The sequence below is a fragment of the Pseudomonas sp. GM78 genome, assembly GCF_000282475.1.
Classification (GTDB): domain Bacteria; phylum Pseudomonadota; class Gammaproteobacteria; order Pseudomonadales; family Pseudomonadaceae; genus Aquipseudomonas.
Map to the genome: position 1 here is coordinate 14,493 of NZ_AKJF01000096.1, position 22,515 is coordinate 37,007.

21 protein-coding genes are annotated in these 22,515 nt (G+C 60.8%); 7 read left to right on the forward strand and 14 right to left on the reverse strand.

Annotation, left to right across the window (positions count from 1 at the left end; translation table 11 throughout):
• Positions 1-81: 81 nt before the first annotated feature.
• On the reverse strand, positions 82-357 hold the full coding sequence (locus PMI35_RS15310) for a hypothetical protein (protein WP_008060108.1): 276 nt from the start codon (positions 355-357) through the stop codon (positions 82-84).
• Between the two features lie 88 nt (positions 358-445).
• On the reverse strand, positions 446-1,180 hold the full coding sequence (locus PMI35_RS15305; RefSeq protein WP_008060110.1) for a DUF899 domain-containing protein: 735 nt from the start codon (positions 1,178-1,180) through the stop codon (positions 446-448).
• A gap of 179 nt (positions 1,181-1,359) precedes the next feature.
• Between PMI35_RS15305 and PMI35_RS15300 the strand changes: the two genes are divergently transcribed.
• A complete protein-coding gene (locus tag PMI35_RS15300) occupies positions 1,360-1,749 on the forward strand; it encodes a hypothetical protein (protein WP_008060112.1) in 390 nt (129 codons plus the stop codon).
• A 97-nt stretch (positions 1,750-1,846) separates the two neighbouring features.
• Here the strand turns inward: PMI35_RS15300 and PMI35_RS15295 are convergent, their stop codons facing one another.
• The 3 genes from PMI35_RS15295 to PMI35_RS0132670 form a co-directional block, all read right to left on the reverse strand.
• On the reverse strand, positions 1,847-2,716 hold the full coding sequence (locus PMI35_RS15295) for a DUF6279 family lipoprotein (RefSeq protein ID WP_008060115.1): 870 nt from the start codon (positions 2,714-2,716) through the stop codon (positions 1,847-1,849).
• 77 nt (positions 2,717-2,793) lie between these two features.
• The gene (locus PMI35_RS15290; RefSeq protein WP_008060117.1) at positions 2,794-3,516 is read right to left on the reverse strand and encodes a TorF family putative porin; all 723 of its coding nucleotides are present in this window, start codon (positions 3,514-3,516) and stop codon (positions 2,794-2,796) included.
• Positions 3,517-3,710: 194 nt separating this feature from the next.
• Entirely contained in the window at positions 3,711-3,899 is a 189-nt protein-coding gene (locus PMI35_RS0132670) for a hypothetical protein (protein WP_177325074.1), read from the reverse strand.
• A 348-nt stretch (positions 3,900-4,247) separates the two neighbouring features.
• Between PMI35_RS0132670 and PMI35_RS15285 the strand changes: the two genes are divergently transcribed.
• From PMI35_RS15285 to PMI35_RS35655, 3 genes are all read left to right on the forward strand, one after another.
• On the forward strand, positions 4,248-5,084 hold the full coding sequence (locus PMI35_RS15285; RefSeq protein ID WP_008060121.1) for a CvfB family protein: 837 nt from the start codon (positions 4,248-4,250) through the stop codon (positions 5,082-5,084).
• A gap of 254 nt (positions 5,085-5,338) precedes the next feature.
• Positions 5,339-6,271, forward strand: coding sequence for a DMT family transporter (locus PMI35_RS15280; RefSeq protein WP_008060123.1), 933 nt, complete (start codon positions 5,339-5,341; stop codon positions 6,269-6,271).
• A gap of 186 nt (positions 6,272-6,457) precedes the next feature.
• Positions 6,458-6,586, forward strand: a complete 129-nt coding sequence (locus PMI35_RS35655) for a PA1414 family protein (protein ID WP_007914492.1) — start codon at positions 6,458-6,460, stop codon at positions 6,584-6,586.
• An 84-nt stretch (positions 6,587-6,670) separates the two neighbouring features.
• Here the strand turns inward: PMI35_RS35655 and PMI35_RS15275 are convergent, their stop codons facing one another.
• The 6 genes from PMI35_RS15275 to speB all read right to left on the reverse strand — a co-directional run bounded on the left by PMI35_RS15275 (position 6,671) and on the right by speB (position 12,312).
• Positions 6,671-6,922 carry a hypothetical protein gene (locus PMI35_RS15275; protein ID WP_008060126.1) on the reverse strand — a complete coding sequence of 84 codons (252 nt, stop codon included), beginning with the start codon at positions 6,920-6,922 and terminating at the stop codon, positions 6,671-6,673.
• A 65-nt stretch (positions 6,923-6,987) separates the two neighbouring features.
• Positions 6,988-7,713, reverse strand: coding sequence for an MBL fold metallo-hydrolase (locus PMI35_RS15270; RefSeq protein WP_008060128.1), 726 nt, complete (start codon positions 7,711-7,713; stop codon positions 6,988-6,990).
• Between the two features lie 85 nt (positions 7,714-7,798).
• Positions 7,799-9,178: a sodium:solute symporter gene (locus tag PMI35_RS15265; RefSeq protein ID WP_008060130.1), complete on the reverse strand. Its 1,380-nt coding sequence runs from the start codon at positions 9,176-9,178 to the stop codon at positions 7,799-7,801.
• A gap of 187 nt (positions 9,179-9,365) precedes the next feature.
• A complete protein-coding gene (locus PMI35_RS15260) occupies positions 9,366-10,874 on the reverse strand; it encodes a purine-cytosine permease family protein (RefSeq protein ID WP_008060132.1) in 1,509 nt (502 codons plus the stop codon).
• A 55-nt stretch (positions 10,875-10,929) separates the two neighbouring features.
• On the reverse strand, positions 10,930-11,352 hold the full coding sequence (locus PMI35_RS15255; protein WP_008060134.1) for a YybH family protein: 423 nt from the start codon (positions 11,350-11,352) through the stop codon (positions 10,930-10,932).
• 9 nt (positions 11,353-11,361) lie between these two features.
• Positions 11,362-12,312, reverse strand: coding sequence for an agmatinase (gene speB, locus PMI35_RS15250; protein WP_008060136.1), 951 nt, complete (start codon positions 12,310-12,312; stop codon positions 11,362-11,364).
• A gap of 193 nt (positions 12,313-12,505) precedes the next feature.
• Between speB and PMI35_RS15245 the strand changes: the two genes are divergently transcribed.
• Together PMI35_RS15245 and PMI35_RS15240 are read left to right on the forward strand one after the other, a co-directional pair.
• Positions 12,506-13,399, forward strand: coding sequence for a LysR family transcriptional regulator (locus PMI35_RS15245; RefSeq protein ID WP_007972518.1), 894 nt, complete (start codon positions 12,506-12,508; stop codon positions 13,397-13,399).
• A 5-nt stretch (positions 13,400-13,404) separates the two neighbouring features.
• A complete protein-coding gene (locus PMI35_RS15240) occupies positions 13,405-14,001 on the forward strand; it encodes a tRNA-uridine aminocarboxypropyltransferase (RefSeq protein ID WP_008060138.1) in 597 nt (198 codons plus the stop codon).
• A gap of 56 nt (positions 14,002-14,057) precedes the next feature.
• Here the strand turns inward: PMI35_RS15240 and PMI35_RS15235 are convergent, their stop codons facing one another.
• Genes PMI35_RS15235 through PMI35_RS15225 form a run of 3 tightly spaced genes read right to left on the reverse strand, consistent with a single transcriptional unit; the run spans position 14,058 to position 18,967 of the window.
• Positions 14,058-15,422: an HlyD family type I secretion periplasmic adaptor subunit gene (locus tag PMI35_RS15235; RefSeq protein WP_008060141.1), complete on the reverse strand. Its 1,365-nt coding sequence runs from the start codon at positions 15,420-15,422 to the stop codon at positions 14,058-14,060.
• 9 nt (positions 15,423-15,431) lie between these two features.
• Complete coding sequence (locus PMI35_RS15230; RefSeq protein ID WP_008060143.1) at positions 15,432-17,591, reverse strand: type I secretion system permease/ATPase; 2,160 nt, start codon at positions 17,589-17,591, stop codon at positions 15,432-15,434.
• A gap of 17 nt (positions 17,592-17,608) precedes the next feature.
• On the reverse strand, positions 17,609-18,967 hold the full coding sequence (locus tag PMI35_RS15225) for a TolC family outer membrane protein (RefSeq protein ID WP_008060146.1): 1,359 nt from the start codon (positions 18,965-18,967) through the stop codon (positions 17,609-17,611).
• Between the two features lie 597 nt (positions 18,968-19,564).
• Between PMI35_RS15225 and PMI35_RS15220 the strand changes: the two genes are divergently transcribed.
• Positions 19,565-22,515 (forward strand): retention module-containing protein (locus PMI35_RS15220; protein ID WP_008060148.1); only part of this gene is annotated, 2,951 nt, incomplete at its 3' end.

The window sequence follows — 22,515 nt, forward strand, 5'->3', positions numbered from 1 at the left end:
ACGTCAAAATCGCAGCCTTCGGCAGCTCCTACACCGAATCTGGTAGGAGCTGCCGCAGGCTGCGATCTTTTGATCTTATCTTCAGCTCTCGGCTTTCTTCTCGGCCGTACCCAATTCCTTGAGCCGCTGATCGATCAACTGGCACTTGTCCGGCAAATCCTTGGAGGCAGTGCCCAGGTCCATTTTCTGCAGCTCGTCATTGATCTCCTTGGCCTTGGCCGGATTCTGTTCGGTGAGCTTGGTGACCTCCTTGGCCAGCTGCTCGCGCTTGAGGGTGGCCTCCTCCGGGGTGCAGGCCCAAACGGGCAGGGCGCAGGCGAGGGTGGCAGCGAGGGTGAGTTTCAGCAGGATTTTCATCTGTCGGGCCTCAGTTCCGGTTAAGGCGGGTTAACCGGTTGAGGGCTTTTGCTCGGAAAAAGTTCACCGCCATCCTCTCGATTTGGCCCTAGCCGCCATGGCAGCAGCTCGTTGTTGCCTTCTCCTCATACCGATCATGGTGCCGCACCCAATCCATGATCTCCTCTTCGTTGCGGCCCTTGGGCATCAGGTCGAGGTAGTTGTAAGTACCCACCAGCAGATCCAGCCCCCGGGCATAAGTGGAGTAGGTGTGGAAAATCTCGCCGGCTTCATTGCGATAAAACACGCTAAGGCCGGGAAGTTCCTCTTCCGAACCGTCGGTTTTTTCGTAGTTGTAGGTGGCCTTTCCGGCGGCGACGTCTTCGGCGCGGGCCGTTACACCGAAGTCATAGTTGAAGTCGCAACCTTCGGAGGATACCCAGTCGAATTTCCAGCCCATGCGCCGCTTGAACGCCTGGAATTGGGCGAACGGTGCGTGGGAGACCGCCACCACCGAGACGTCGTGGTGTGCCAGATGCTGGTTGGCCCCGTCGATGTGGTCGGACAGGAACGAACAACCCGGACAGCCTTCATCCCAGCCGTCGGCGAACATGAAATGGTAAATGACCAATTGGCTGCGGCCACTAAACAGGTCGGCGAGTTTCAGTTCACCGTCGAGTCCCTGGAAGTGATAGTCCTTGTCGATTTTTACCCAGGGCAGGGCGCGGCGTTCTGCGCTGAGTCTGTCCCGCTCCTTGGTGAAGGCTTTCTCGTGGACCAGGTGCTGTTTGCGCGCGGCGAGCCATTCTTCCCGCGACACAACGGGGTGGTTCTGAATGTTCATTTGGCTTTCTCCTGCGTGATGCGGGGAGTTGACTTACACAGCCTAGTCGTTTGACCCGCCGGTAAATCGACATACCGCCGGTCGGTAGCGATAACGAAACGCGAGCTGAACGGCTGCCGTGCGCTTTTGTCACATCTTATGAAGCCCCTCTCTCTCACGGGCACCGGAGGTGAATCAGGATGACCACTTACAACTGGGATTTGATTGAGCACTTGCTGCACGAAGTGCAGAACGGTGCGAGCAGCTTCACGCCACGGCCCTATGCCGAGCAGTACGCCGCGCAGAAAGCGGCACAAGGTGAGCAGATTGAAAACCTGGATCACTTGAAGGCGCTGGCCGGCGAATATGAAAAGTTGCTGCTCCTGCGCGGTTACATCGAACCTCGGCCCGAGGAGCAGGGAGGCACCGGTTCGAATTACATTTTGACGATGCGTGGTTCGAGGTTGTTGAGCCTGATCGACAGCAGCATTCCGGGCGATGAGCATCCGCGGCAGGTGCTGGATGACCAGGAGGATGCACTGGACGAACTGACGTTTGATGAAGTGGCTTCGAAGGCGCAGATTGCCTGAATCAAAAGATCGTCCGAACGCGGCCCGAGCCTGCGACAGCTCCTACAGAATCACCCGATACCTGTAGGAGCTGCCGCAGGCTGGATCTTTTGATCTTTTAACCCTGTTTCCCAGCTTTCAGACACTTCAAATCACTGAAGTCCTTCTTCACGCCCTCGATCTTCGTCAACAAGCGCTGACGTTGTTGCGGCGTACTTTGCGCCATCAAATCCACGAACAGCGCCCGTGCCTGGGCTTCGGTTTTGGCGAAGGCCTGGCGGTAGGCCGGTGTCCATAAGCTTTCGCGGTTGACCAGAAGCGTCTCGATTCGCTGTGGGAATTGTGGCGTCTGGCGCTGCGCCACGGCGGCACTGAACTGTTTCTGCCAGTGGACGCGGTTGGCGATCCATTGCGTGTTCTGGTCGCCCAAGTCGTTCGACCAGGCCATGACGCGCTGTTGTTGCGAGGCACTGAGTGGCCCCAGCCATTCATTCAGGCGTTTTTCCATTCGCGCGCCACGCTGCTTGATCTGCTGCTCCAGCGACGGTTTCAGGTATTGCTCCTGGCGCTTGCGCTGGTCCTTGGCGAAGGCCTCGTTCATTTCCGCGACCTGGTTGTCATCCAGGCCTTGCAGCAATTCGATAGCGGATGGCGTGATTTCCCGGGCCGTCTCGGCAATGGCGGCTTCCGCTTCTGCCGTGCGCGCTTGCAGCGCGGCATCGGTGACCTGATTGGTCGCGATCATGCTCTGCAAGCGATCCAGCCAGTCGAGATACCCCGGCATTTGTGTGGTGCAATGCCAGCTCAGGTGTTCCTTCAGACGTTCGTTGAGCCAGCTTTTCTGCTCGCCGTTCATGTCCAGGTAATCGCTGAGCGTCCAGGGAATGATCACGTCGAGGTTGCGATAAGCCAGGCCCATGCGGCTGCACGCGCCGAGGGCAAGGGTGAACATGAGCACAAAGGCAGTGTGTTTAATCCAGCGAGACATGGGCGAATCCTTGCGAAAGCCAGGCTTGCGGAGCTGATGCTCATCTGAACGCGCAATGAGCCCGGCAGTTCAGCCCATCAATAGAACGCGCGTTCGGCCTTGAGGGTGAGGAGAGCGTCGCACTGGCTATTCTGCCCGGTATAGGCTGAACAATAGCTGCCGCTGAGGCTGGAATCGCTGTAGATCAGATCGAGGTCGATGCCCATGAACGGTCGGGAAAACTTTACCGACCAATCGGTGAAGCTGCCGACATAACCGCCGTCTACCGCGACGGGCGTGTTCAACTGATGGGTGGTGTATTTCATGCTGACCCCGATGCCGAACGGCTGGTTGCCGCGCAGGTCGGCAAACAACGTGCTGTTCTGTTTGTCTGGATCGTTGCTCAAGGCTGCGCCAAAACGGCTGCCCAGCAGGGTCAGGCCACCGAACACTTCCTGGCTGTCGAGGGTGTCAACTTCAGGGTAGCTGTAATGGATGACGCCCACTTCGTAGCCGAGGACCTGGTCGAAGGGGTGCTTGAAGCCCGCGTAGGAGTCGATCTCGAGGTTTTTCCCCGGGCTGATGCCCATGCTTGGCGACCATTGGCCAACGTAGAAGCCGCTGTCGTGGGTCAGGTCCAGGCCGCCATGGAACGAACCGACGGCCGATGGTTTGACGAGGCCCTGGGCCATGCTGCGGCTGGGACTGGTCCCGAGCTTGAGGTCGAAATCCCCCAGCTCGCGTTGAAAGATTTGCCCCTGCACTCCCGAACAGACCAGCAGGCCGCCGAGCAGCAAGGATAAACAAGAGGGTGTGCGCATGCGTCACTCCATGAACCGCGCGGGCAGCTTTGAGTCTGCTGAAACGCTTGATCTAGACGCGTGAAAGGATACCGACGAATGACAGGCCGGGTGGGCCGTTCGTCGATTTCTACAAGATGGGAAGGGTGTTGCGAGGTTCCAGTCCAAGCGCTTCGAAGTTCAAAGCGCTTAGGGACCAGGTGCAGCGCGGGGTATTACTTCTTGCCCAGGGTGATCTGCTTGGATGGGCCGAACGACTGGCCGCTCACACCTTTGGCAATTTGCTGGATTTCACCGCCGGACTTGAGGAACGCAGCGATCTGGCTGTTGATCGACTCGCTGGTTTCGACGGCTGGAGCTGGCTTTGCTTTGCTGTTGGATGCTTTTACGCGCATGGCGGCCATTAACCTGTAGAAAATTAACTTGGCCAGGCATCGTACAGGATTGACTTGATATTTGCTTGGCAAATATCCGCTGGGCGACATTGAGTGGGGACAGCACAAATTGCAAGTTATAATTGAAATATTGCCCTAAGCCGCTGTTTTAACTAAGAACCTGGCGGGGAAAACTGCGTTTCACCCAGGGCAGGCGGCAGGATGAGCCGCGACCCCGGTCTGACGAGCGGCGGCCAAAAAATGGCAAAACCGGGAAAAATCAGGGCTTTGCGGGGAATTTCTGGCGCCACCGGGCTGACCGGCGAACCTGGCCGCTAAAAACGGGTAGAATGCCGCCACGCAATGAGGGTATTGGACATGGCTTTAGTCGGGCGTTACAACAGTTTGCAAGTGGTTAAACACACTAACTTCGGTTTATATCTGGACGGTGGCGCGGATGGCGAAATCCTGTTGCCTAATCGTTATATTCCCAAAGATATTCCCAGCGAAGATGAAGACTGGCTCAATGTTTTTGTTTATCTGGACAGCGATGACAAACTCATCGCAACTACTGAAAAACCGAAAGTTCAAGTTGGCGAATTCGCCAGTTTGAAAGTTGTTGAAGTCAACAGCATTGGCGTGTTCCTGGATTGGGGCCTGCCCAAAGACCTGTTGCTGCCGTATTCGGAAGAAAAGCGCCAGATGCAGGCTGGTGAATACGCCGTGGTGCATGTCTACCTCGACAAGCATACCCGCCGCATTACCGCGACCGCACGCCTGGACCGGTACCTGGACAAGACGCCCGCCAACTACACCCCGGGGCAGGAAGTTGACCTGCTGGTGGCCGAAGCCACCGACATGGGTTTCAAGGCCATCATCAACAACAAGCACTGGGGCCTGATTCACAAGAACGAAATCTTCAAGTTCATGCGCGCCGGCAAGGAAGAGAAAGGCTTCATCAAGGAAGTACGCAGCGACGGCAAGATCAGCCTGAGCCTGCAACCGGTTGGTGTCGAAGCGGCCAGCAGCCTGAACTCGAAGATCCTCGCCAAGTTACGCGAGAACAACGGCAGCCTGGCGGTCAGCGACAAAAGCGATCCGACCCTGATCAGCAGCATGTTCGGCGTCAGCAAGGGCAACTTCAAGAAGGCCATCGGTGCGTTGTACAAGAACGGCCAGATCGTGATTCATGCCGACCGCATTGAATTGAGCTAATCCCCCCTGAAATCTCCCTGTAGGAGCTGCCGCAGGCTGCGACCTTTTGATCTTGATCTTTAAAGCAAAGATCGCAGCCTGCGGCAGCTCCTACAAAATGACGTGCGCAGAGAAGTAAAGGTCTCTAACAGACGGCAATTTCTGTCCATCTGGTTAATAATCGACAGCATGATATTGACGCCCCGGCATCGTACCGGGGCTTTTGTTTTTGACTGTCGAGCCACTGCCATGTTCTGTGTTGTCGAGGTATCAAGGTGAGCGCCACCCGGCGCAGCGCCGATGGATTTGCCCTGCAAGTGATGGTGGGGTTGTGCCTGGTCTGGGGCATTCAACAGGTGATGATCAAGTGGGCGGCGCCGGATATTGCGCCGGTCATGCAGGCGGCCGGGCGTTCGGGCATGTCGGCGCTGCTGGTGGGATTGTTGATCTGCTGGAAGGGCGGTTGGGACCAGGTAGGCGCCACCTGGCGCGGCGGCCTGCTGGCCGGGGCTTTGTTTGGCCTGGAGTTCCTGTTCATTTCCGAAGGCCTGCAACTGACCACGGCCGCGCACATGTCGGTGTTCCTCTACACCGCGCCGATTTTCACGGCGTTGGGCGTGCACTGGTTGCTGCCGAGTGAGCGTTTGCGGCCTGTGCAGTGGCTGGGCATTTTCCTGGCCTTCGTCGGCATCGGCATTGCGTTTGCCGGGGGGGTGTCCTGGGATAACCTCGATCGCCGCATGTTGCTGGGCGATGCGTTGGGCGTCCTGGCGGGGGCTTGCTGGGGCGCGACCACCGTAGTGGTGCGCGCTTCGCGCCTGTCGGAGGCGCCGGTGACCCTGACTTTGTTTTACCAGTTGATCGTCGGTTTCGTCGGCCTGCTGCTGATTGCGTTGCTCAGCGGCCAGATCACTCACGTCAGCTTGACCGGCGTGGCGGTGGCCAGCGTGCTGTTCCAGGGCATCGTGGTGTCGTTCTTCAGCTACCTGGTCTGGTTCTGGTTGCTGCGCCGTTATCTGGCGGCCAACCTCGCGGTGTTTTCGTTCATGACGCCCTTGTTTGGCGTCACGTTCGGGGTGGTCCTGCTGGGGGAGGCGCTGAGCCTCAATTTCGTCATCGGTGCGGTGCTGGTGTTGCTGGGGATTACATTTGTCAGCGCTGAACAGTGGGTGCGTCGCCGCTTGCGCAGAGTCCTTGGGCAGTCTTGAGTGGGCTGCCAGGCATGCCGTCCGCCGTTGGCAATGCGCCCGGTTGGACTCATGTCGTCGGATTGTGATCCATTCAGTAACAGATCGTTGTCATGTTCGACGAGCATTGCTCGGCACTTCGGACTATTATCAGTGCGAAGCGACTATTGAATTCCGGTCGCCCGGCACTACCCTGAAGGGGGCATCATGAAAGAGAAAATTCAAAACTGGCTGCACGACCTGGGTGTTGCACTCGGTTTGATTGAACCGCCTCTGCAACCTGTGCCTATTCGCACCGACGACGAACAGCGCCGACGCCAGCAGCGTCGCCGGTAAACGCGACGTCGTCCCTGCAGCAGCAGCCAAGGGCTGCTGCTCGCTGCTCTATGCGCAATAATGCTTGCAGGGTGATCGGCCCGGTCAATGCCGCGCGATCTCCATCAAGAACCGGCTCAAGTCGTTCGCCGTCCTGGCGGTCTTGAGCATCTGGTCTTCCTCGGCGGTGAATGCCGTCAAGCCGAGTTCGTCTTCGAGATGAAAGATCAGGTCTTCGATATCCGCTTTATCCAATCCCAATTGCGCCAGGCTGGCGTTGTCGTCGAAGTCATTCCGACCGTCAAGCAGGCGGCTGATGAATTGATGGACAGCGGCACGCACGGCAGCTCTTTTCATGGCAGCTCTTCCACGGCGTTGTGGTGATCCCTGCTTTTTGTTCCTCAGGTTGAGTACAGCAGGCTTCAGGCGTGCGAGCGTTGCCACTGGTCAATCATGTCACGCAGATGGGTGCCGGAAAAACTGCCGAAATGCCCACCATGCACCGTACGGATCGGCAGGCCGCGCAAGCGCTGCAGGCTGCGTGCGTAATCATCGAGGTTGGAGTGGTAGGCGTCTTCGATCAACGGCCCGTCGTAGATGATGTCGCCGCTGAAAAGGGTCTCGGTGGCCGCTTCGTACAGGCTGATGCCGCCCGGAGAATGCCCTGGCGTGTGCAGTACTTGCAGTACCCGGTTGCCCAGGTCCAGTACATCGCCTTCGTCGATCGTTTTGGTGGCCGGTGCGGCCTTGACCCGATATTCGGCGTAACACAGTGGGCAATCGGGGTGCGCTTCGAACATGTCGTCGCCGACGAAGGCTTTGCTCAAGTCGTTTTCGCCGTCCGGTGCGGCCAGGATATCGGCTTCGGCCGGGTGTACCAAGCGCTCGGCAAATTCGTGGTGCCCGGCAATGTGATCAAAATGGCAGTGACTGGCCACCGCCACCAGGGGCCGCTCGGTGATCCACGGCAGTTGTTCGCGCAGGCTGACCAGCCCCGAGCCGCTGTCGAGCAACAGGTCTTTGTCGCGGCCTTGAATGTGCCAGAGGTTGCAGCGATAGAAGGGGCGAATGTAAGGCTCGTGAATCAGGCGGATGCCATCGCTGAGCTGTTTGACTTCGAACCACTGATCGCGGCTGACGATCTTCATGGGCGGTTTCCTTCAGGCGAAAAAAAACGAGTGTGACAACCGACGCCACACTCGTCGAAGAAAGCATCAAGTCGTTATGTTCAGCTTAGGCGGCGCTGGCCTGCATCGCCGGGCGTGGGGACAGCAGGCTGACCACCACGAAGCTCACCAGGCCTACGCCGAGGCTGTAGTAGATCGGCGTGTTGGCGTCCAGGCCGTCCTTGAACATGAACAGCAGCGCGGTAGCGAAGCCCAGGCCCATGCTGGCGATGGCGCCGGCGGTGGTGGCGCGTTTCCAGAAGATCGCGCCGATCAGCGGAACCAGCATGCCGCCTACCAACAGGTTGTAGGCCAGGGTCAGGGCGCTGATCACGTCGTTCACCACCAGGGCGATACCCAGCACCACGATACCGGTCAGCATGGTCACCAGGCGGTTCAGGCCCAGGCTCGACTGTTTACCGCCGCGCAGTTTTGGCAGCAGGTCTTCGGTCAGGGTGGTGGCGGCGGCGAGCAGGCCGGCGCTGGCGGTGGACATCATGGCGGCCAGTGCGGCAGCGATCACCAGGCCACGGATGCCGTCCGGCAGGGACAGTTTGACGATGGCGGCGAACGCGTTGTTGACGTTGTCCAGATCCGGGATCAGTACGTGGGCAGCCATGCCGATCAGGGCGCAGGCCAGACCGTAGAGGATGCAGTAGACACCGGCGAACGTACCGGCAACCTGGGCCACTTTGGCGGTCTTGACGGTGAACACCCGTTGCCAGATGTCCTGACCGATCAGGATGCCGAAGAAGTAGATCATGAAGTAGGTGATGATGGTGTCCCAGCCGATGGTGGTGAAGCTGAAGCTTGCCGCCGGCAGTTTCAACACCAGTTCATCCCAACCGCCGACGCGGTACAGGCAGATTGGCAACAGGATGAACATCAGGCCTACGGTCTTGATGACGAACTGGACGATGTCGGTCAGGGTCAGCGACCACATGCCGCCAATGGCCGAGTAAACCACCACGACACCACCGCCGAGCAGTACCGAGACCCAGAATGGCAGGCCGAACAGCACTTGCAGCACGGTGCCGATGGCCAGGATCGAAGTCACGCCGATCATCAGTGCGTACGCCAGCATGATCGCTGCGCTCGCGGAGCGGGCCATCGGGTTGTAGCGTTTTTCCAGCACCTGGGTAACGGTGTAGATCTTCAGTTTCAGCAGTGGCTTGGCCAGGAACAGGTTCAGCGCGACGATGCCGCAACCCAGTGCGGCGCACAGCCAGAAACCGGAGATGCCATGTACGTAGCCAAGGCGCACGGTGCCCACGGTGGACGCGCCGCCGAGGACGGTGGCGGCCATGGTGCCCATGTACAGGCTCGGGCCGAGGTTACGACCGGCGACCAAAAAGTCTTCGTTGGTCTTGGCCTTGCGCATGCCGTAATAGCCGAGTATCAGCATCGCGGCGGCGTAGATGAGTACGACGAATAAATCCAAAGCCATTGTGGCGTGTCTCCGATTGTCTTTTTTATGTGAGGCTGAAAATCAAATCCTGTGGAAACATCAATCCCTGTGGGAGCGGGCTTGCCCGCGATGGGGGCGTCGCGGTCTGTTAAACAGACTGCGTCATCGTTCATCGCGGGCAAGCCCGCTCCCACAGGTCATGCGTTAACCACAGGTGATGCGTTTATCAGGCGACTTGTCGCATCGCCGGTTTAACGAGCGAATCCGTGCTCTTGCTGCGTGAATCATTGGGTCCGAACACCGCGCTCGATTCCGGGAACAGGCTCAGCAGCACCAGGTACACCACCGAGGCCAGGCCCAGGGTGACCGGCAGGCTGATGTCGATACCGCCGGCCATTTCGCCCAGTGGTCCGACGAATTGCCCCGGCAGGTTCACGAAGCACAGGCCGACGGCCGCGCTCGGGATCCAGGCGCCCAGGCCACGCCAGTTCCAGCCGTGGGTGAACCAGTAGCGGCCACCTTTCTCGCCGCGGGTGAACACTTGCAGGTCATCCGGGCAGTAGAAGCCGCGACGCACCAGCAGGCCGATGATCATGATGACCATCCACGGAGTGGTGCAGGTGATGATCAGTACGGCGAAGGTCGACACGCTCTGCACCAGGTTCGCCGCGAAGCGCCCGATGAAGATGAAGGCAATCGACATCACACCGATCAGCAGCGTGGCCTTGACCCGCGACAGCACCCGTGGGAACACGCTGGACATGTCCAGGCCGGTGCCGTACAGCGAAGTGGTGCCGGTGGACATGCCGCCGATCACCGCGATCAGGCACACCGGCAGGAAGAACCAGCTCGGCGATACCGCCAGCAGGCCGCCGACATAGTTGTTGGCCGCGATGTAGTCCGGTGCCTTGACCGCTACGATAGTGGCGGTGACGAGGCCGAACAGGAACGGAATCAGCGTGGCCAGTTGAGCTGCGATCACCGAAACCATGATCCGGCCTTTCGGCGTTTCACGCGGGATGTAGCGCGACCAGTCGCCGAGGAACGCACCGAAGGAGATCGGGTTGCTCATGGCGACCAGCGCAGCGCCAATGAAAGCGGCCCAGAAACCGGCCTGGCCCATGGCCACAGTGCCGGCGTACTGGCTGTCGAACGCCGGTGCAAACGCGAAGATGCCCAGCAGGAACAACAGGCTGGCCGCCCACACCGCGATGCGGTTGACCCACAGCATGAAGCGGAAACCGTAGATGCACACCGTCAACACCAGCAGCGCGAACAAACCGTAGGCCAGGCCCAGGGTCAGGTCGGTTTCCGGCAGGTCGATCAGGCGCTTGGCGCCGCCTACCAGTGCGTCGCCCGAACTCCAGACGGAGAGCGAGAAGAACGCGATGGCGGTCAGCAGCGACAGGAAGGAACCGACGATGCGCCCGTGCACACCGAAGTGCGCGCCGGAAGACACGGCGTTGTTGGTGCCGTTGATCGGCCCGAACAGGCCCATCGGCGCGAGGATCAATGCACCAAGCACCACACCCAGCACAATCGCCCAGACGCCGGCCTGGAAAGACAGGCCGAACAGTACCGGGAAACTGCCGAGTACGGCGGTTGCAAAGGTGTTGGCGCCACCGAAGATCAAGCGAAACAGATCGCTGGGTCGAGCGGTGCGCTCATTGTCCGGGATCTGTTCGACCCCGTTTGTTTCGATGCTAAGGCTGTTTTCGTTGTTTTTGTTATTCATGATCTGCTCCGATCATAAAGGCGCGCTCATCGTGTGTGAGCGTCACCTGTGTTGGCTAAGGGGTTGGCAGCCCTTCCGGCATCGCGGACAAATGTTCGTGGCAGGCCAGCCATAGGCCTTGTTGTTCTTGGCCAGACGCTTGTTTCTTGAAAACAATCGTCTCGCGCTCCTGGCTGAAGTGTTGCTCCCCTTGCATGCGCAGCTCGGTGGCCACGTCATGGATGAAAATCGCCACGTCACCTTGCAGGCTGACGAAAGCGTTGCTCGAAGTGCACGAGAGCACTTCAAAGCCGTCCTCGGCACGCCAGCTGTCCCACAATGCCTGGTAGGCATCGCGCGACAGCAGGGGCTGTTCGAGGGTGTAGAAGACGAAGCTGGCGTCAAAGCTGAAAGCGTTGAAGTAGGCTTCGCGATCGTTGCGGGCGAAGGCGGACACCAGGTCGGCGGCCGCTTTCAAGACCTGATCGCGTTCATTCATGACCGATCCTCAGCGATGGACTACGCCAGGCAGTACGCAGAGCATTTCGTACAGCAGGTTGGCGGCCAGCAGCGAGGTGTTGCCGGTGGTGTCGTAAGCGGGCGAGACTTCTACCAGATCGCAACCGACCAGGTCCAGGCCTTGGCAGCCACGCACGATCTCGATTGCCTGAATGGTCGTCAGGCCACCGATTTCCGGGGTGCCGGTGCCAGGTGCCCAGGCCGGATCGATACCGTCGATGTCGAAGCTCAGGTACACCGGGCCGCCGCCGACTTTCTCGCGCACTTCGGCCATCAGGGGTGCCAGGGACTTGTGCCAGCACTCTTCGGCCTGAACCACACGGAAGCCCTGGTTGCGGCTCCAGTTGAAGTCGTCAGCGGTGTAGCCCTGGGCGCGCAGGCCGATCTGGACCACACGGTCCGGGTCGATCAGGCCTTCTTCGACGGCGCGACGGAAGGTGGTGCCGTGGGCGATTTTCTCGCCGAACATGTGATCGTTCACATCGGCGTGGGCGTCGATGTGCACCAGGCCGACCTTGCCGTGTTTTTTATGGATGGCACGCAGGATCGGCAGGGTGATGGTGTGGTCGCCACCCAGAGTCAGGGGAATCACATCGTGTTCGAGGATGTTGTCGTAGGATTCTTCGATGATCCGTACGGCATCCAGCAGGTTGAAGGTGTTGATCGCCACGTCGCCGATATCGGCAACCGACAACGAGTCAAACGGCGCAGCGCCGGTGGCCATGTTGTACGGGCGGATCATGACCGATTCAGCGCGGATTTCACGAGGCCCGAAACGGGTGCCAGGGCGCAGGGAAGTACCGATGTCCAGCGGCACGCCGACAAAAGCGGCGTCCAGACCTGCAGCGGTCGGTACATGGGGGAGTCGCATCATGGTGGCGATGCCGCCGAAGCGCGGCATTTCGTTGCCGCCCAGTGGTTGGTGAAGAATCTTGTCCACGGGTAGGGCCTCATCGTCGTTGTTTTATTTATTGGGTTACACCGTTCACGCAGGGACGGGTACCACGAGTAGGTGCCGATTCTGCGAAATGTAGTGGCCGGGAAGAATCGCTACGGGCAAATACTTAGTTCAGATTTTTCTAAACTAATGCTGGTCAGGGAGATAGACTTCTCACCGATCTCTGGAGAACCCCATGGCCAACGCTTTACCCGACCTGAAACTTTTGCGCATTTTCGTCAGCGTGGTGCGGCATCAGGGCTTCGCCAACGCCCAGCAAGAGCTCAACCTCTCGACGTCGGCCATCAGCACCTACATGAGCCAGCTCGAAGCCGCCCTGGGGCTGGTGTTGTGCCATCGTGGCCGTGGCGGGTTCAGCCTGACCAGCAAGGGTGAGCTGTTTCATCAGGAAACCCTGCGTCTATTGGGCGAGCTCGAAGGTTTCGAACAATATGCCGCCGCGCTCAAGGGCGAATTGCGCGGCACGCTGAACCTGGGGGTGATCGATTCCACTGTCAGCGACAAGGCCTTGCCGTTCGCCGAAGCCATCGGCGCCTACAGCCAGGAGCACCCGGCGGTGCACTTGCACCTGTCGGTGATGAGCCCCTACGAACTGCAACTGGGCGTGCAGGACAACCGCCTCGACCTGGCCATCGGCGCGTTTTCCACGCGCATGAGCGGTCTGGTATACATGCCGCTGTACCGCGAACAGCACTGGTTGTATTGCAGCACGCGGCATCCGCTGTTCAACGAGCGGCGCATCCCCGAGCAGGTCATCACCCAGCAACGCATGGTCGGTCGCGGTTACTGGAGCCAGGCGGAGTTGGCCCGTCACGGCTTCAAGCACAGCGCCGCGACCGTGGAAAGCATGGAGGCGCAGCTGATTCTTGTGCTGTCCGGCGCCTACATCGGTTACTTGCCGGAACACTACGCCCAGGCCTGGGCGGACAAGGGCGACCTGCGCGTGTTGTTGCCGGCCACCTTTGGTTATCAGGCACCGTTCTCGATGATCGTGCGCCGTGGGCGTAGCCGTGAGCCGCTGATCCAGACCTTTCGCGATCTGCTCAAAGCCCAACTCAACCAGGCGTGAAGAAGATGCCGAGAATTCAATGTCCCCGCTGCCTGCGTCCGCAGAGCCATTGCTTGTGCCCGCTGATTCCCAACCTCGACAGCCGCACCCGGGTGTTGCTGTTGCAGCATCCCAGCGAAGTGAACCATGCACTGAACACCGCGCGGTTGGCGGCGCTTGGGTTGCGCAATGCCGAGTTGATCGTCGGTGAAGTGTTCGAGGATTTGCCGACCCTGTTGAATCAACCGGGGTATCGGGCGCGGTTGTTGTTTCCCGGGGAGGACGCGCAGCCGATGCAGGGGTATGCCGCATCCGATGGGCCGCTATTGCTGGTGGTCCCGGACGGAACCTGGCGCAAGGCGCGCAAGATGTTGCACTTGAATCCGCTGCTGGCGGCGTTACCCAAGGTGACCCTGGCCGAGGATGGCGTGTCCCGTTATCGGCTGCGCAAGGCGCCGGGGCCCGGGGCGTTGTCGACGGTGGAGGCGATTGTGCAGGCGCTGGAAACACTTGAGGCGCCGACCTCGTTTGCGCCGTTGCTCAAGCCGTTCGAGGCGTTGATCGAGGGGCAGATTGCGGCGATGGGGGAGGAGACCTTTCAGCGCAATCATGGGCTGAAGTAGTCGATGGCAGTAAGGGTCTCTTCGTCGGAACAATCACCGTAGTTTTCGCAGAATACTTAGCGCTCGCGCATCGCCTCCGTCCGCGCCTTGAGCACCGGTTTAAGCAGATAATCCAGCACCGTCTTCTCCCCGGTAATGATATCCACCGTCGCCACCATCCCCGGAATGATCAGCAGTGGTTTTGCGTCCCCGCCGAGGTGGTTTTTATCGGTGCGCACCTGGATCAGGTAAAAGCTGTTGCCCTTGTCGTCGGTGATGGTGTCCGCGCCGATCAATTCCAGCTTGGCGCTCAGGCCGCCGTAGATCGTGTAATCGTAGGCACTGAACTTGACCATGGCTTTCTGGCCCGGATGCAGGAACGCCACGTCCTGTGGCCGCACCTTGGCCTCGATCAGCAGGTTGTCTTCCAGCGGCACGATTTCCACCATGTCGCTGCCCGGCTGGACCACGCCGCCGATGGTGTTGACCTTCAACAGCTTGATGATGCCCTTGACCGGCGAGGCCACGGTGGTGCGGGTCACGCGGTCGTCGATGGCAATGCTCGAGGCTGTGATTTTCGACAGGTCGGTGCGTTTCTCATTCAGCTCCTTCGCCGCGTCCGAACGGAACGACTGCTCGGACTCGTCGATCTTGCTCCTGATCTCGGCAATCGCCGATTCCGCCCGGGGAATGGCCAGGGTGGTGGCGTTCAGCGAACCACGGATTTCCACCGCGCTGCGCTTGAGCCGCAGGATCTCAACCGGCGATACGGCACCGGTCTTGACCAGTGGCTCGGACATCGCCATCTCCTGGTTGACCAGCGCCAGGCTGGAGGCGTATTGCCCGGCTTTCGAGCGAAACTCTGCCAGTTCCTGGGTTTTTTGCCGCAGTTGTTCGGTCAGCGTGCGTTGTTCGCTGGCCAGTCGACGTTGCCGCTGTTCGTACAGCGAGCGTTCGTCTTCGGCGACTTGCGGCGCCTTGGCGATCACCTCTTCCGACAGCTTGAACGGCCGGCCTTCGGCTTCTGCCGACAGGCGTTCGACCTGCGCGGTCAGCGCGTAGCGATCGACTTCGCTTTCGCCCTTGTTCGACAGGTAGCGTGTGTCATCCAGGCGCAGCAAGGTGTCGCCCTTGTTCACCATTTGCCCTTCGCGCACGAAGATCTCGGTGACGATACCGCCCTCAAGGTTCTGGATCACCTGGACCTTGCTCGACGGAATCGCCTTGCCTTCGCCCATGGTGACTTCCTGCAGCACCGCGAACTTGGCCCAGACCAAGGCGCTGATCAGCAACGCGGCGGCCAGCCACACGGTGATCCGCGACCAGCGCGGGGAGTCCTGCAACGCGGCGCCGGCCGTTTCCGGCATGAACTCGGCTTCGGCACTTTTGCCGAAGCTGTCGAAGTAGCCACGTGCTTTCGAAGCATCCGATGAAGCAGACATAGGCAACTCCTAGACGGCCGCAGAGCCGACACGGCCCTTGCGCAGTGCATCGATGACCGCTTCTTTCGGGCCGTCGGCGACGATCCGCCCGTTGTCCAGCACCACCAGGCGATCGACCAGACTGAGCATCGAGGTGCGATGGGTCACCAGCAGCAGGGTCTTGCCCTGGACCCAGGTGTGGAGTTTTTGCCGCAAGGCGTCTTCGCTGCTGTTGTCCATGGCACTGGTGGGTTCGTCGAGCAGCATGATCGGCGGGTCGAGCAACAAGGCGCGGGCCAGCAGCACCGCTTGGCGTTGACCACCGGACAGCAACTGCCCGCGCTCGCCAACCGGACGGTCGAAGCCTTGCGGGTGTTGTCGGGCCAGTTCGGTGACGCCGGTCAGTTCGGCCACTTCAAGCATGCGCGAGTCGCTGATGTAGCGCGCGCCCAGGGTCAGGTTGTCACGCAGGCTGCCGGCCAGCAGCGGCAGGTCATGGGCGACGTAACCGATTTGGTGTCGCAGGTCGGCGACGTCCAGTTGGCGCAGGTCCAGGCCATCGAGCAGCAATTGGCCTTGCGCCGGTTCGTAGAACCCCATCACCAGGCGCGCCAGGGTGCTTTTGCCGGAGCCGCTGCGACCGATGATGCCGATCCGTTCGCCGGGCTTCACGCTGAAGCTGACGTTGGCCAGCGCCGGGGCGTTCTGGCCGTTGTAGTGGAAGGTCACGCCGACCATATCCAGGGCGCCTTGCAGTTGCGTGCGCTCCAGCGGCCGTTGTCTGGCGTCGCGCTCCTGGGGCAGGGACATCAGCGCGTCGGTGCTTTTCATGGTCAGTTGCGCTTGCTGGTAGCGGGTGATCAGGCCGGCGATTTGCCCCAGCGGCGCCAGGACCCGGCTGCCGAGCATGTAGGTCGCCACCAGCGCGCCGACGCTGAGGTTGCCGGCGATGATGCTGTAGACCCCGGCCACGATGGTCGCCATGCCTGAAAACTGCTGGATGAACAGCGTGCCATTGGTGGCCAGCGCCGAGAGGTTACGCGCGTGGCTGTCGAGGCGGGTGAGGGCGCCGTGGGTGCTTTCCCATTTGTGCTGGCGCTCGCTTTCGGCGCTGCAGGCCTTGAGGGTTTCCAGGCCACCAAGGGTTTCGATCAGCAGGGCCTGGCGTTCGGCGCCCAGGCTCAGGCTTTTCTGCACGGTGTCGCGCAAGCGCGCCTGGATGATCATGGCGAAAATGATCGTGATCGGAAACGCCAGCACTGGAATCACCACCAGCCAGCCGCCCAGCAGGCCGATCACGACCAGCATCAACAGGGCAAAGGGCAGGTCGATCAGGCTGGTGAGGGTCACGGCGGTGAGAAACTCGCGCAGGCCCTGGAAATCGTGAATGCTCTGGGCAAAACCACCGATGGTCGCAGGCTTGGCTTTCATCGCCATGCCGGTGATGCGTTCGAACAGGGTCGCCGAGAGAATCACGTCGGTCTTCTTGCCGGCGGTGTCCAGCAAATGCGCGCGCACCACCCGCAGTACCAGTTCGAACCCGGTGCCGATCAGCAGGCCGATGGACAGCACCCACAAGGTCGAGGTGGCCTGGTTCGGCACCACGCGGTCGTAGGTCTGCATCACGAACAGCGGCACCATCAGCCCCAGCAGGTTGATCAGGAAGCTCGCCAGGATCGCATCGCTGTACAACCATTTCGACAGCTTCAGGGTGTCGCGAAACCACGCATGCACCCGTGGCACCAGCGGTGATCGAAGGTCTTCGAGTTCATGCCGTGGCCGGGCGAACAACGCCTGGCCACTGTAATGCCCGGCAAGCTCCTGGACAGTGGTCCATTGTTCGCCGCCATCGGCTTCGCTGGGCAGGATCAGCACCCGGTCATCCTCGCCAAAGCGGCGCAGCACCGTGGTACGGCCGTTGTTGAGCAACAGCAGCACCGGCAAGTTCAGCGCAGAGATGTCCTTGAGGTCGCGGCGCAGCAGGCGTGCCTGCAATCCCGCCCGGGCCGCCGCGCGGGGCAGCAGGTCCAGGCTCAGGCGTTGGTGTGCCATAGGCAGCCCGGCACTGAGGCTGGCGCGACTGACCGTCGCGCCGTGGAGTTTGCAGAGGATCAACAGACCGTCCAGGAGCGGGTCATCGAAGCTCAGGCGTGGATCGACACCGGTGTTGGCGGTTTCCATGCTGGTCACATTGATCGCTCCAGGTACTACTTCAGTTCAGGCAGGCGAGCTTCGCTTTTCACTTCGGCCTGGGCGATGGCGTCGGCGGGCAGCACCACGCGTTGCTTGCTCAGCAACTGACCCATGTTCGCCAGCACCCGGTACATCGAAAATTCCTCGGTGTAGCGTACTTCGGTGTAGCGGCGGTTGGCGTTGTAAAGCTCGTTTTCGCTGTCCAGCAGGTCGAGCAGGGTCCGTTGGCCGAGGCCGAACTGATCCTGATACGCCACGCGTACGCGTCGGCTGGTTTCGGCGTACTCGCGAGCGGTCGGCGTTTGTTTCTTGGCGTTGACCATCGCGTTCCAGGCCAGGTGGATGTTTTCGTTGAGCTGGCGCAGGGCGTTGTTGCGGATGTCCATCGCCTGATTGATCTTGTGGGCATCGGACTGCAGGCGCGCCTTGTCGCTGCCGCCGCGGAACAGGTTGTAGTTCATCACCACGCCCACCCGCCATTCGTTGTCATGGCCTTCTTCACCGGCGATGTTGTTGTTTGCGCCCACCGCGGCTTCAGCGTCGAAGCGTGGGTAGAACGGCGACTTGGCGACTTCGTACTGGCTCTCGGCCGATTGCACGTCGGCCTGGGCGGATTTCAGGTACGGGTTGTTGTCCACCATGCTTTGCTGGGCATCGGTCAGGGAGGCCGGCAGCTCGCCACGGATCGACGACGGGGCTTCGAGTTCATCAGGCAGGCGCCCGACGACGGCGGCGAAGTTCGACTCGGCGTCGGCCAGGTCGACTTCGGCGGTGTCGAGGTTGTTCTCCGCCAACGCCCGACGGGCAGTGGACTGGTCGGCGTCGGCGTTGCTGCCGATCCCACGCTGGGTGCGCAGGCCGATCTGGTCGTTGACCCGCAAGTGCGCTTGCAGGTTGTTTTTGGCCAGCGTCACCAGTTCGCGGCGCTTGAGCACTTCGAGGTAGACCTCGATGGTGCGCAGGGCCAGGTCTTGGGCGGTACCCTGGGCGTAATACGCCCGGGAGTTGACGACGCCCTTGGTGCGCTCGACTTCGTTGGCGGTGTTGAAGCCATCGAAGAGCATCTGCCGCAGGCGCAGTTCTGACTGGGTGTAATTGAGAATTTCGGTATGGTGATTGCCCAGCGCCCGAGTGTTGGTGTTGTCGCTGTACCCGCGCCCGTACGCGGCATTGAGGTCCACCGATGGATAAAAGCCCCCCTTGGCGACCTTCACGTCTTCGTCAGCCGACAGACGGCTGTCCACCCGCGATGCGAGCTCCGGGTGGGTGGCGATGGTGCTCTGGATTGCTTCGGTCAGTGACATGGCATACGCCTGGGTACTGCAGGCAATTGCCAGCAGAACCGCGCTGCACAGGGGGTTTAAAAGACGCATGGTTCATCTCCCTGAATCCTAATGGTGCTTTATGAGTCGCCAATTATTTGACGACATTTATAGGTAAAACCGTTTCATGCTTGTAACATCAGAGCTAAGAACATTTTGAGGCGAACCTAAGAAGTTTTTCTCATAAGGCTTATGCCAAAAAAAACTTATGTACTCTGCAAAATCCAGCACATTGTTCACTGCGAAAGCCCTTGATTTCTGCGCCTTATGGCGCTCATCAGAGCTTGAGGAAAGGTCAAGTCCACTTATCGACAAAGAGCGGAGAAGTGCTGGAGGGGAGGGATGCGGCGCAGACTGAGGTGACGGTTTTTTGTCACCAAGGTGATTCAGGACTGTTACGCAACGCTGGCGGATGACGTTGTTCTCGACTGGTAGCCCAATGCCATTGATTGCAAAGGGTTTATCCAGGTCGCGGGCACTAGCCGCAAGCAATACGCTGGACGAGATCGACGTCCGGGCAACGGCTTACTTGGGGTAATCCGTGTTGACCGGCAGGCGATTTGGCCAGTTAATCCGCTTGAGCCCATGGGCATGTTCTCCGCATTCAGACAGGGTGCCGACAAAGCGTTGGCAGCGGAGGGAATGCACATGGCTACGCTCATCGGTATCGTCAGCAAGGTTATCGGTCAGGTCTTCGCGGTGGCGGGTGACGGCACCCGTCGAGTGCTGATCGAGGGGGACCGGTTGTTTGCCGGCGATCAACTGGTGACCGGGGCCGAAGGCGCGGTGGCGGTGCATCTGCAAAATGGCCAGGAACTGACGCTGGGGCGCGGCAGTAGCCTGCAAATGACCGCCCAGTTGCTGGCGCAGACGTCGCCCCATGTGGAGACGGTTGAAGCGACGACTCCGAGCCAGGCGCAGTTGACCGATGTCGAGCAACTGCAAAAAGCCATTGCCGCCGGTGACGACCCGACCCAGACCGCTGAAGCCACGGCGGCCGGCCCGGGTTCGACCGGCCCTGCCGAGGGAGCACAGGGTGGGGGCCACAGTTTCGTCTTGCTCGAGGAAGTGGGGGGGCGGGTCGAGCCGACCATTGGCTTCCCCACCGCCGGGTTCAACGGCATTCCGGAGTTCCCGCTTGCGCGGCACGAGGGTGATCGAAACCCCGACGACGGTGCGGCTGCACCGCTGATTACGCCGCCAGTGGTCACGCTGCCCGAAGTCCCACCACCGGACGGCACTCCGCCTGTTGTCTTGCCGCCTGTCTTGCCTCCTGTAGTCACGCCACCTGAAGTTTTGCCACCAACAGTCACGCCACCCGAGAACAATCCGGTCACCCTCGATGGGCTGTCGGTGGCGGGCGGTGAGCTGACCGTCAAGGAAGCCAACCTGCCTGACGGTTCGGCAAGCAATCCCGCCGCGCTGACCCAGAACGGCACCTTCACCGTCACCGCGCTTGACGGGCTGACCAGCCTCACCATCGGCGGGATCAGCGTGATCAGCGCTGGCGTGGCCAGCGGGTTCCCACAGTCGATCACCACGCCGCTGGGCAGCACCCTGACCATCACCGGGTACAACCCGACCACGGGCGTGGTGAGTTACAGCTACACCCTCAACGACAACGAAAACCATTCGAGCGGTGACGGCACCCATCTCAGCGAACACTTCACCGTGGTTGCCGGTGACAGCAACGGCGACACCGCCACCGGTTCCCTGGACGTCACCATCCTCGACGACATGCCCAAGGCGTACGATGACAGCAACCCCGACACCGCCTCGGAAACCCGGCTCACCCTCGAAGGCAACGTCCTGGGCAATGACGTGCAAGGCGCCGACCGTATAACAACCGGTCCTGCAAGTGGCCCGATCACCCCCGGCACCTTCATCGGCACCTACGGCACCCTGGTGCTCCATGCCAATGGCACCTACACCTACACCCTCAATCCCGGCGATGCCGACTTCAAGGCCTTGCACGCCGGTGGCAACGGCACCGAGACGTTCACCTATACCCTGACCGACGCCGACGGCGACAGCAGCACCGCGCACCTGGTGCTGAACGTGTACAACAACGATGACGGGGTGACGATCGGCGGCCTCGACGTCGAAGGCGGCGAACTCACCGTCTACGAGAAAAACCTCATGTACGGCAGCGACCCTGACGCCCCGGCGCTGACCCAGCACGGGACCTTCACCGTCAACGCCCCGGACGGCCTGCAGAGCCTGAGCATTTCCGGCGTCGCGATCATCAGCGGTGGCGTGGTGCAGCCCTTGCCGATCTCCGGCAGTACCTGGCTGGGCAGCACCCTGACTGTCACCGGCTATGACCCGGCCACCGGCGTGGTGAGCTACAGCTACACCCTGAACTACACCGAGACCCACCCCAACGCCGACGGCGCCAACAGCATCAGCGAGAACTTCGAAGTCATCGCCATCGATGCCGACGGCAGCGAGGCGCGTGGGGAAATCAACGTCAAGGTCGTCGACGACCTGCCGACCGCCAAACCCGATGCAACGTCAGTGGTCGAGGGCGGCACCGTCACCGGCAACGTACTGTGGAACGACGTCGGCGGTGCCGATGGTTCCGGCGGCGGCGTGGTTGGCGTGCGCGCAGGCTCCGACACCTCGACCCCGGTGCATGGCGGCCTGAACAGCCAGATCAACGGCACCTACGGTTACCTGACGCTGGATGCGGCGGGCAACGCCGTGTACCACAGCTACCCGAACTCGGTGAGTGGCCCGGGCGCGAGCGACGTGTTCACCTATACCCTACGCGACGCCGACGGTGACGAAAGCACCACCACCGTCACTATCGACGTACATAACAGTTGCTTTGTGGCGACCAGCGACCACGACGTGACCGTCTACGAAAAAGCCCTGGACCTGCACCAGGACGGCCAGGACCTGGCCCCCGGCAGCGTGAATGGCAGCCAGCCGTGCAGCCCGGCCGAAACCGCCAGCGGCACCCTGGTCGACGCGGTCCATGGCGGCAGTGGCGCCATCACCTACAGCCTGCTCAGCAATGCCATCGGCACCTACGGCCAGCTGTTGCTGCACCCTGATGGCAGCTACACCTACACCCTGACTTCGCCGGCCAGCACGATGCCGCAGGCCAACGATGGCGCCAACACCCTGCACGAAAGCTTCACCTACCAGGCCACCGATGCCCAAGGCAACATAGCCACCAGCACCATCGTGATCAACATCGTCGATGACGTGCCCACCGCTACCCCTGATATAGCCTCGGTGGGAGAGGGCGGCTACATCGGCGGCAATGTGCTGTGGAACGACAACGCGGGTGCCGATGGCCAGTTCGCCGGTGGTGGCGTGGTCGGTGTACGCGCCGGCGGCGACACCTCGACCCCTGTGCATGGCGGCTTGAACAGCCAGATCAACGGCACCTACGGCTACCTGACGCTGGATGCGGCGGGCAATGCCGTGTACCACAGCTACCCGAACTCGGTTAGCGGCCCGGGTGCGAGCGACGTGTTCACCTACACCCTGCGCGATGGTGACGGTGACGAAAGCACCACCACCATCACGATCGACGTGCACAACAGCTGCCTGGTCGCGGCCAGCGACGACGTGACCGTCTACGAAAA

Coding starts and splice junctions, on each gene's coding strand:
- PMI35_RS0132670 (WP_177325074.1), bottom strand. CDS start 3,899: ATGGCCGCCATGCGCGTAAAAGCATCCAACAGCAAAGCAAAGCCAGCT.
- PMI35_RS15285 (WP_008060121.1), top strand. CDS start 4,248: ATGGCTTTAGTCGGGCGTTACAACAGTTTGCAAGTGGTTAAACACACT.
- PMI35_RS15300 (WP_008060112.1), top strand. CDS start 1,360: ATGACCACTTACAACTGGGATTTGATTGAGCACTTGCTGCACGAAGTG.
- PMI35_RS35655 (WP_007914492.1), top strand. CDS start 6,458: ATGAAAGAGAAAATTCAAAACTGGCTGCACGACCTGGGTGTTGCACTC.
- PMI35_RS15295 (WP_008060115.1), bottom strand. CDS start 2,716: ATGTCTCGCTGGATTAAACACACTGCCTTTGTGCTCATGTTCACCCTT.
- PMI35_RS15240 (WP_008060138.1), top strand. CDS start 13,405: ATGCCGAGAATTCAATGTCCCCGCTGCCTGCGTCCGCAGAGCCATTGC.
- PMI35_RS15235 (WP_008060141.1), bottom strand. CDS start 15,422: ATGTCTGCTTCATCGGATGCTTCGAAAGCACGTGGCTACTTCGACAGC.
- PMI35_RS15265 (WP_008060130.1), bottom strand. CDS start 9,178: ATGGCTTTGGATTTATTCGTCGTACTCATCTACGCCGCCGCGATGCTG.
- PMI35_RS15305 (WP_008060110.1), bottom strand. CDS start 1,180: ATGAACATTCAGAACCACCCCGTTGTGTCGCGGGAAGAATGGCTCGCC.
- PMI35_RS15255 (WP_008060134.1), bottom strand. CDS start 11,352: ATGAATGAACGCGATCAGGTCTTGAAAGCGGCCGCCGACCTGGTGTCC.
- PMI35_RS15290 (WP_008060117.1), bottom strand. CDS start 3,516: ATGCGCACACCCTCTTGTTTATCCTTGCTGCTCGGCGGCCTGCTGGTC.
- PMI35_RS15225 (WP_008060146.1), bottom strand. CDS start 18,967: ATGCGTCTTTTAAACCCCCTGTGCAGCGCGGTTCTGCTGGCAATTGCC.
- PMI35_RS15275 (WP_008060126.1), bottom strand. CDS start 6,922: ATGAAAAGAGCTGCCGTGCGTGCCGCTGTCCATCAATTCATCAGCCGC.
- PMI35_RS15310 (WP_008060108.1), bottom strand. CDS start 357: ATGAAAATCCTGCTGAAACTCACCCTCGCTGCCACCCTCGCCTGCGCC.
- PMI35_RS15245 (WP_007972518.1), top strand. CDS start 12,506: ATGGCCAACGCTTTACCCGACCTGAAACTTTTGCGCATTTTCGTCAGC.
- PMI35_RS15270 (WP_008060128.1), bottom strand. CDS start 7,713: ATGAAGATCGTCAGCCGCGATCAGTGGTTCGAAGTCAAACAGCTCAGC.
- PMI35_RS15260 (WP_008060132.1), bottom strand. CDS start 10,874: ATGAATAACAAAAACAACGAAAACAGCCTTAGCATCGAAACAAACGGG.